2 protein-coding genes are annotated in these 1,618 nt (G+C 64.3%); one reads left to right on the forward strand and one right to left on the reverse strand.

Going from position 1 to position 1,618, the window contains the following annotated elements; genetic code table 11:
- Positions 1-192: 192 nt before the first annotated feature.
- The gene (locus tag PFH44_RS27350) at positions 193-1,062 is read right to left on the reverse strand and encodes a helix-turn-helix transcriptional regulator (RefSeq protein WP_283826801.1); all 870 of its coding nucleotides are present in this window, start codon (positions 1,060-1,062) and stop codon (positions 193-195) included.
- A gap of 109 nt (positions 1,063-1,171) precedes the next feature.
- On the opposite strand from PFH44_RS27350, the gene PFH44_RS27355 reads away from it, so the two are divergent.
- The coding region (locus PFH44_RS27355; protein ID WP_283826802.1) for an MFS transporter at positions 1,172-1,618 on the forward strand (447 nt) is incomplete at its 3' end.

Genomic DNA, 1,618 nt, shown 5'->3' on the forward strand with positions numbered 1-1,618 from the left:
GTTTAAATGCTGCTGCATCCGCTCGTCGATAACGTTATCTTCCCGCCAGCGGCTCACGGCCGCGCGAATAATCTTTTCCTGTCTGCGCGTCACTTTCATTGATAGTCATATCCCTACGGCAATATCGCATAAGTATGACACGGAAAGCGCGCCGCGGCCTGCCGGCACCGAGCGGCGGCAGGCGAAGCCCTCTCAGCCCTGATTGTCCAGCCACGCCAGCGCCCGCTCTCCGGCCTCATCCGTCGGCAGATAGACCAGCAGCCGCGAGCCGTTGCGCGGCGCCGAGTACCAGTACATCTGCTGCAGGCTAAAGCGCCCCAGCTGCGGATGGTTGAAGTTCTTCACCTGATTCTCCACGCCGCGGACCTCGTAGCGCTGGTGCCAGAGCGCCTCAAACTCCGCCGAGGCGGCGAAAAATCGCGCCAGCTTATTTTCCCACAGCGGATCGCCCCGATGCTCGGCCATCGCCGCGCGGAAATAGGAGACGAAGGTCGCCAGCACGTCGCGGTTTTCAATCCGGCTGCGCCAGGTTTCGTTGGTCAGATAGAGGTAGATGCAGTTGCGGTCCTCTTCCGGGAGGCTCGCAAAATCGAGGCCCATCAGGCGGCAGAAGCTCTCGTTCCACGCCACGATATCGAAGTTCGGCTTCTGGATACTGGCCGGCTGCGGCATCAGGCTGTCGAGCATCCGCCGGGTGCCGGGGCTTATCCCTTCGCATACCGTCACCTGCGCGGCTTCCGGCGGCGTCACTCCCGCCAGCACGAACAGGTGCCGGGTCTCCAGCGGGCTGCACTGCAGCGCATTTGCCACCGCAACCAGCACCGATTCCGAGGGGTTAACGTCCCGCCCCTGCTCCAGCCAGGTGTACCAGGTGACGCCAACGTCGGCGAGCATCGCCACCTCTTCGCGGCGCAGACCGGGCGTACGCCGCCGCCCGACGCGCGGCAGGCCGAGACGCTGCGGATCGAGGCTCTCGCGGCGGGCGCGCAGAAAGGCGCCCAGCTGCTTACGGCTGTCGTCGGGCGCGACCGGCAGCGGCGCGCGTTGCGGCATTACGGTCATATGACCTCCAGCATGGTAGTGCCAATACCAGTATAAGCAGGAACTGGTACCCGTTTAATTTATCGTTGATGCTACGACCATCCGCTGAATGACGCAATGGAGAGATCCAATGAATTCGTCTGCTGTTTCACCCGGCCGCGCCGGTTTATTCCTGCTGTTAACCGGTCAGATGCTGCCGCTGATCGACACCTCCATCACCAACGTCGCGCTGGATTCCATCACCCGCTCGCTGGACGCCAGCGCCACCCAGCTGGAGCTGATCGTCGCGCTCTACGGCGTCGCCTTTGCGGTGTGCCTGGCGATGGGCAGCAAGCTCGGCGATAACTACGGCCGCCGGCGCCTGTTTATGTGGGGCGTGACGCTGTTCGGCGTCGCCTCTCTGCTCTGCGGGATGGCCAGCTCCATCGGCGAGCTGCTGGCGGCGCGTACCCTGCAGGGCGCCGGGGCGGCGCTGATCGTCCCGCAGATCCTCGCTACCCTCCACGTCACCCTGAAGGGCAGCGCCCACGCGCGCGCCATCAGCCTCTACGGCGGCATCGGCGGGATCGCGTTTATC

Source organism: Klebsiella sp. Ech2A (assembly GCF_030078455.1).
Classification (GTDB): Bacteria; Pseudomonadota; Gammaproteobacteria; order Enterobacterales; family Enterobacteriaceae; genus Klebsiella; species Klebsiella terrigena.

Bases quoted from the DNA above. Each gene is read 5' to 3' on its own strand.
- PFH44_RS27350 (WP_283826801.1), bottom strand. From the start codon at position 1,062: ATGACCGTAATGCCGCAACGCGCGCCGCTGCCGGTCGCGCCCGACGAC.